Source organism: Flavobacterium sp., assembly GCF_036405015.1.
In the GTDB taxonomy this organism is placed as follows: Bacteria; Bacteroidota; Bacteroidia; order Flavobacteriales; family Flavobacteriaceae; genus Flavobacterium.
In genome coordinates this window covers 1-7,487 of the sequence record NZ_DASWYK010000233.1, presented here as the reverse complement: position 1 = coordinate 7,487, position 7,487 = coordinate 1, and the positions used below count along the sequence as shown (strand labels likewise).

The following is a 7,487-nucleotide window of genomic DNA, read 5'->3' as shown; positions in this document are numbered from 1 at the left end:
GAATTAATGCGTATCTGGAATACGATGTTAGAATGCATGTACATTGGTTGTCATTCTGAAGGAATTCTTCCCGGCGGACTTCATGTTCGAAGAAGAGCTTTTGATATGCATCAAAACTTGATCGGATTGTCTAATTATACCGATCCGCAAAGCTGGTTGGAAGAAATTAGAAAAACCGAAGTTAAATTCCGCCAGATTTTAAAATGGGTAAGTTGTTTTGCACTTGCAGTGAATGAAGTAAATGCTTCTTTAGGACGTGTTGTAACAGCTCCTACAAATGGAAGTTCAGGTGTAATTCCAGCCGTTTTAATGTATTATATGGTAATCGAAAACCACAATGCAGGCGAGAAAGAAATCAAACAATTTTTGATGGTTGCAGGAGAAATTGGAAGTATCTTTAAAAAAGGTTCGACTATTTCAGCTGCGATGGGAGGTTGTCAGGCAGAAATTGGCGTTTCGTCATCAATGGCGGCGGCGGCACTTTGCGAATTAATGGGCGGAACTCCTGCTCAGGTTTTAATGGCCGCCGAAATCGCAATGGAACATCATCTTGGTTTGACTTGCGACCCAATTGGCGGTTTGGTTCAGATTCCGTGTATAGAGAGAAATACTATGGGAGCCATTAAAGCGATTAATGCCGCAGAATTAGCTTTAGAAACGGATTCTAAAAATGCGAAAGTTCCTTTAGACAAAGTAATTAATACCATGTGGGAAACTGCAAAAGATATGAATTCAAAATATAAAGAAACATCAGAAGGCGGACTTGCAATTGCGGTAAACATGGCCGATTGTTAAGAAATAAAGTTCCTTTACCTGTCTGAAAAAGCTTTCATTGAAAATTCGATTCATTTATTAAAGTTCTTTAAAAACAAAACATACCCACTCTATCATAATGAAAAACAGTCAATTTCAATTAGATTTTAAAACCGAAGGATTATTCTCGGTCGAAATATTCTATTATTGCTGATTCCTGTTTTACAATTATTCAATACTTTTACAATATCAAAAAAAAATAAAATGTCAGTAGCAAAGAAAGATTATAAAAGAATCACAACAAAGTCATTAATTGAAATGAAAAGCAATGGAGAAAAAATCTCTATGCTTACTGCGTATGATTATACAATGGCTAAAATTGTTGACACAGCAGGTGTTGATGTAATTTTGGTTGGTGATTCTGCATCAAATGTTATGGCGGGTCACGAAACGACATTGCCAATTACGCTAGATCAAATGATTTATCATGCTTCATCTGTAGTTCGTGCTGTCGAAAGAGCTTTGGTTGTGGTAGATTTACCTTTTGGTAGTTACCAATCAGATCCAAAAGAAGCGCTACGTTCTTCTATCAGAATAATGAAAGAAAGTGGCGGACATGCTGTGAAATTAGAAGGTGGAAAAGAAATTAAAGAATCTATTAAAAAAATATTACATGCCGGAATTCCTGTTATGGGACATTTAGGTTTAACACCACAATCTATCTACAAATTCGGTACTTACAGTGTTCGCGCAAAAGAAGAGGAAGAAGCTGAAAAATTAATCGAAGACGCACAAATGTTAGAAAAAATCGGATGTTTTGCTGTTGTTTTAGAAAAAATTCCTGCAGATCTTGCTAAGAAAGTAGCCGACAGTATTTCGATTCCCGTAATCGGAATTGGAGCCGGAGGCGGCGTTGATGGTCAGGTTTTAGTAATTCACGATATGTTGGGAATGAATAACGAGTTCAGTCCGCGTTTCTTACGTCGTTACCTAAATCTTTACGAAGAAATGACAAAAGCAATCGGTCAATATGCAGCGGATGTAAAATCTAGTGATTTCCCTAACGAAAAAGAACAATATTAAAAAGGTGCTAAGGCGCTAAGGTTCTAAAGTTTTTTAGGCTCAAAGGAACAGAGATAATTGCCTCCAGCTTTAGCTGGAGGTTCTTTTTACAACAATATCAAAGGCTTTAGCCCAATTTTTAAATCTAAAATCAGAAATCTAAAATTCTTTTAATGAAAATCATTTCTAATAAAGACAACTTACAAATATTACACGAAGACAATCACATTATTGTGGTTAACAAACGTGTTGGTGATATTGTACAGGGAGATAAAACGGGCGACAAACCTTTGTCTGATATTGTGAAAGAATATATCAAAGTTAAATACAACAAACCTGGAGATGTTTTTTTGGGAGTCATTCATCGTTTGGATCGACCTACAACGGGAATTGTAGTTTTTGCCCGAACAAGTAAAGCTTTATCCCGCATGAATGAGCTGTTTAGTAATCGTGAGACTAAAAAAACATATTGGGCTGTTGTAAAAAACAAACCAAAAGAAGCAAAAGCGAAGTTGGTTCATTATTTAAAAAGAAACGAAAAAAACAATACTTCGAAAGCGCATTTAAAAGAAGTTCCTGATAGTAAATTAGCAAGTTTAGATTACACCATTATCAAAGAACTTCAGAATTATACGGCTTTAGAAATCAATTTACATACAGGGCGTCATCATCAAATTCGAGCGCAGTTATCCGCAATCGGATCCCCGATAAAAGGTGATTTAAAATATGGTGCAGACAGAAGCAATCCCGATGGAGGAATTCATCTTCACGCCAGAAAACTGACTTTTGTACATCCTGTTTCAAAAGAAAATATCACTATTATTGCCCCAACTCCAGACGATCCAATTTGGAATGCTGTATGATTTTTATGATTTAATTGTTAATTTTTAAATTTTTATCGATTAACTTGCATAGAGAAAAAACAAGCGGATCGAAAAAATGGATTATAAAAGTGACATCGGATATCGAAAAGAAACACTGAAAAAGTTATTGTACAACATTCAGAAAAGCGAAGATTTAATCATCAAAGCTTTATACGATGACTTTCAAAAACCAGAATTTGAAGCTGTTGTTACTGAAACCCATTATGTAATATCAGAACTTAAAGATGTCATCAAAAACATGAATTCCTGGGCAAAACCCAAGCGTGTTTTTCCTTCTCTTCTTAATTTTCCTTCCAGCGATTATATCTACAAAGAACCTTATGGTCATGTTTTAGTCATTGCACCTTGGAATTATCCTTTCCAATTAGCTTTATGTCCTTTGATTGCTGCGGTTGCTGCTGGAAACAAAGTAGCATTAAAACCTTCTGAACTTACACCACACACCTCTGCTATAATCGCAAAAATTATAGAGAAAACATTTCACATCAATCATGTAGAAGTTTTTGAAGGCGGTATCGAAGTTTCAAACAAATTACTGGCACAACGCTGGGATTACATCTTCTTTACAGGAAGTGTTGCTGTTGGCAAAATCGTTGCAAAAGCAGCAGCAGAAAATCTAACTCCTGTTACTTTAGAATTAGGTGGAAAAAATCCGTGTGTTGTTGACGAAACGGCAGATTTAAAACTTGCTGCCAAAAGGATTGTTTGGGGAAAATTTATCAATGCAGGACAAACTTGTATTGCACCTGATTACATATTGATTCAAAAAAATATGAAAGTCAATTTTATTACCTATTTAATTGAGGAAATTATTAAAGCTTACGGTAAAAAAATAGACAAATCGCCAGATTTTGCCAGAATCATAAATACCAAAAACTGGTATCGTCTAACCAACATGATTCAGGACGAGCATATTTTATTTGGAGGAGAAAGCGATGCGAGCAAACTTTATATTGCTCCAACTTTACTTGAAGAACCTGATTTGGACAGTCCGGTAATGAAAGAAGAAATCTTTGGACCTATTCTTCCAATTCTTATTTATGAAAATGAAAATGACATCGAAAACGTCATCAGTCGTTATGAGAAACCTCTTTCATTTTATATTTTTAGTGAAAATAATTCCTTTATAAAAAAGTTAATTTCAAAATACTCTTTTGGAGGTGGCTGCGTTAATGATACAGTTGTTCATTTTTCTAATAAAAGATTGCCTTTTGGCGGTGTTGGACAAAGTGGAATCGGCGCATACCACGGCCAGCTTAGCTTTGATACATTTTCGCATCATAAAGCTATTGTAAAAAAAGGAAATTGGCTCGATTTACCTATGCGTTATGCTCCTTACAAAGACAAATTGGCTTCTATCAAACGAATTTTAGACTGGATATAAATGCGTTAGAATCATTTTAGAATGTTTTAGAGATTTTTATACGGAATTGATTAAAAATACTATATTTACGTCAAGATACCCGTATATCATTACTAGTCAATAAAACAATTTTACTTAAAAAATGAAATCTACCCTTGCCCAAATTGAGGACATTAAAAAAAATGGCTATTCCCTTGATTTTGCTACAGTTTTTAATCACGCCTTTGAAAATTATAAAAAAATAGCGCTTTACTCTGGACTTATCATTCTGGTTTTTTCTATTCTTGCAGCAATGGCCTTTATGGGAATAATGATTGCTTACTTTGGAATAGGAAGTCTTACCAGAGATTTTTTAATGGATTTAGAAAACCAGCAATTCACTTCGATTGAACTGGTCATACAAACTCTTGTAGTTTCTGCAATTGCAGGAATCACAGCTCCGTTTGGTGCAGGTTTTCTAAAAATGGCAGATTGTGCAGACAAAGACATTCAATTTAATGTTTCTACTATTTTTAGTTATTACAAAGCACCTTATTTTGCGCAAATTTTTGTTGCAGCATTTATTCCTGCTCTTGTAGGAACTGCACTTTCTAATTTTATTGACAGTTTCGAAATTTTATATGTTGGAAATGTAATTTCGTTCATGGTCTCTTATTTTATGTATCTGTCGATTCCATTAATCGTATTTGGAAATTTAAGTGCCATTGACGCCATCAAATCGAGTATTACGATTGTTACCAAAAATCCGCTTAACATATTTGCATTTTTCATCATAGGTTTTATTGGTTCGCTTATTGGTATTTTCGGATGTTGCATCGGAATTATCTTTACTGTGGTTTTTAATAGCTCTATGATTTATGCTACTTATTTCGGGATTTTCGGTATAAATGCCGAAGAAGAGGATTCAATTGATTCAATTGGAAAATCGAATTTAGATTAAACAGAAAATTATGTTTTAAGAGAAACTAACCAATTCTCTTAAAGGTTTTTCAAAAAGAAGTTTACTAAACCAACATACCCAAATTCTATGGCCGCAGACTATAGTTTTTTTAATTCGGTTACTTCAGGTATTTCCAATATTGGTAATACCTTAGAATCAATTATGACCGCATGGTATGTCTTTAATTCTGATATCATTTTTTATAATAATCCTAAGCTTATTGTCTTAGGATTATCTCTTTTTGCATTTCTCTCTCTTTTAGTTTACCAGTTTTTTAAAATCAAAGCAAAAATTGGGTATTTCATCGAAAAAAAGAAAGAACAGGATACTATTAGCAAGGAGTATCAACTTTATATTCTCTTTTTTGGCATTGCAGTAATTGTAATCGAAATCATTAATGAAATTTTTAAAATAAGGCCGAAAAGTCTCTTATTTATAAATGTCTCGATTGGTGTTGGCGTTCTTTTAATTTATTCGATAACCGATAGAATAAAATGGTTTAGAGATCATATTCAGCAGATTTTTATTTTCTGTTTCTTTATTTACATCTCCTATGTAGCATTCAATATTGTGATGCTTTCCAGCGATGTTGTCCCGGTGATCGTTTTTTTAATTTCCTTTTTCTTTTCCTATAGCATTCTTAAACCGATTAAAATTTATTGGTTCTTTGTCGGACTTACTTTTCTGTTTTTAATTTCTACAGTAACTTTTCAGTTGATTCCGATAAAATCTTCCATTTTATTGATTAATTTCTGTATTCTCATTTTCATTATCAATCAGGTAAAATATGCTGTTTTATTAAACAATCGTGACAATTTTAGGTTTACAAATGAAATTGTTCATAAAGGAAATTCACTTACAATTGCCTTAAATCAAAAAGGCGAAATTCTATTCTGCAGTGAAACCGTTACAGCTATTTTAGGTTATCAGCCAGAAGAAGTGATGGGGCTTAAATTCTGGGAACTAACTCAGGATACTGAATTCACTCAAAAATTGAATCCTGTAAATAATCCTGAAAACAAACTTTATATTAGAAAATTAAAAACCGAAAATGGAGAGTTTAAATACATTCAGTGGAAAGATAAAAAATTCTCTGACAATTTAATTATCAGTATTGGTCAGGATGTAACAGAGCAGATAATTGTTCAGGATCAATACAAAAATCTAATTCAGACTGCAACAGATATTATTTTTGAAATTGACGCCGAAGGTCATTTTACTTTTATAAATGAATTTGGCTTTGCAATTCTTGGTTATTCTGAAAATGAAATCATTAAAAAACATTATTCTAATATCATTCATGAACATTACATCAAAAGTGCTGCTGACTTTTATGAAAATTTAGTTCTTAACGACAATAATTATCCTGTAATTGAAATTCCTATTTTAAAGAAAAATGGAGAAGAAATATGGATTTCACAAAAAATTATCGTTCGCAAAAATGACCTCGGACACACAACAGGTTTCTCTGGAATTGCTAGGGATATTACCGAGAAAAAAAACATTGAGAAAGAGAAAAAAAGGCGCCTTAAAAAAATCGAAGCCTACAATAATTCAACCAAAAGATTATCTACAACCGACTTTAGTAAGTATGACAAACTAAATATTGTTATCGATCTTATACTAAAAGAAGCTACTTTAATCAGTCGCGCTAATCGTGTAAGCTTTTGGAAATATCATAAAGACATAATTACTTGCAAAAATCTTTTCAGTCTTGATAATCAAAACCTGAGTGATAAAAACATTTTGAACAAAGAATCTTATCCAATTTATTTTGAGACTTTAAGCAACAAAGCTATTATTAATGCACCCGACGTTTTCAATAAATTAGAAACATCTGAATTTCAAAAATTATATTTCACCAAGAACAATATCAAATCGATGTTGGATGTTCCTATTTTTCTAACAGGACAACTGGCTGGAGTAGTTTGTTTTGAAAGCACTGAAAAAAAACGCGAATGGGATAATGAAGACATCAATTATGCTCGAACGATCTCAGATGTAATTTCGCTTGCTATTTCTTCTCAAATGCGCTTGGAAGCAGAAAGAAAATTAGAATTTAAAAGTCAGCTTTTGTCTGCACTTTCTTTGTGTACAGAAAAATTCCTGCTTAGCAAAACAACACAGCAAATGTTCCAGGAAACCTACGATATTATTGGAAAAGCAGCAAAAGTGGATCATATGTACTATTACGAAAAAGATCCAATTTATAATACTGTAAGCCAGAAATACAAATGGTCTCGAGAAGGCATCGAACATCAAATTACGCCTTTGCGTCATATGACCGAAGAAAATCTGAAAGAAATCTATGAGGCGGCACAACAGAAAAAAATCCTGAATACACTAACCCGCAACTTAGACGAAGGTTTTTTCAAGACACTTTTAATCAATAATGAAATCAAATCTATTTTGATTTTACCACTTTATATCAATGATATTTTTACTGGTTTTATTGGTTTTGATGATTGTACCAAAGAAAAAAATT

Annotated in this window: 6 protein-coding genes; all 6 read left to right on the top strand. The window is 33.1% G+C overall.

Translation table 11 applies throughout. The features are described 5' to 3' along the window. Nucleotides 1–795, top strand: a 795-nt coding sequence (locus VGE71_RS20090) for an L-serine ammonia-lyase (protein ID WP_331139890.1), incomplete at its 5' end; no start/stop codon positions are given. Between the two features lie 222 nt (nt 796–1,017). Then, nucleotides 1,018–1,836 (top strand): 3-methyl-2-oxobutanoate hydroxymethyltransferase, encoded by an 819-nt coding sequence (gene panB / locus VGE71_RS20085; RefSeq protein ID WP_144218887.1) that lies wholly within the window; start codon nt 1,018–1,020, stop codon nt 1,834–1,836. Nucleotides 1,837–1,988: 152 nt separating this feature from the next. Further along, nucleotides 1,989–2,678, top strand: coding sequence for an RNA pseudouridine synthase (locus tag VGE71_RS20080; RefSeq protein WP_331139889.1), 690 nt, complete (start codon nt 1,989–1,991; stop codon nt 2,676–2,678). Between the two features lie 76 nt (nt 2,679–2,754). Next, the gene (locus VGE71_RS20075; RefSeq protein WP_331139888.1) at nt 2,755–4,083 is read left to right on the top strand and encodes an aldehyde dehydrogenase; all 1,329 of its coding nucleotides are present in this window, start codon (nt 2,755–2,757) and stop codon (nt 4,081–4,083) included. A 121-nt stretch (nt 4,084–4,204) separates the two neighbouring features. Then, complete coding sequence (locus tag VGE71_RS20070; RefSeq protein WP_331139887.1) at nt 4,205–5,002, top strand: hypothetical protein; 798 nt, start codon at nt 4,205–4,207, stop codon at nt 5,000–5,002. 87 nt (nt 5,003–5,089) lie between these two features. Then, nucleotides 5,090–7,487 (top strand): PAS domain S-box protein (locus tag VGE71_RS20065; RefSeq protein WP_331139886.1); only part of this gene is annotated, 2,398 nt, incomplete at its 3' end.

Coding starts and splice junctions, on each gene's coding strand:
- VGE71_RS20070 (WP_331139887.1), top strand. CDS start 4,205: ATGAAATCTACCCTTGCCCAAATTGAGGACATTAAAAAAAATGGCTAT.
- VGE71_RS20075 (WP_331139888.1), top strand. CDS start 2,755: ATGGATTATAAAAGTGACATCGGATATCGAAAAGAAACACTGAAAAAG.
- VGE71_RS20080 (WP_331139889.1), top strand. CDS start 1,989: ATGAAAATCATTTCTAATAAAGACAACTTACAAATATTACACGAAGAC.
- panB (WP_144218887.1), top strand. CDS start 1,018: ATGTCAGTAGCAAAGAAAGATTATAAAAGAATCACAACAAAGTCATTA.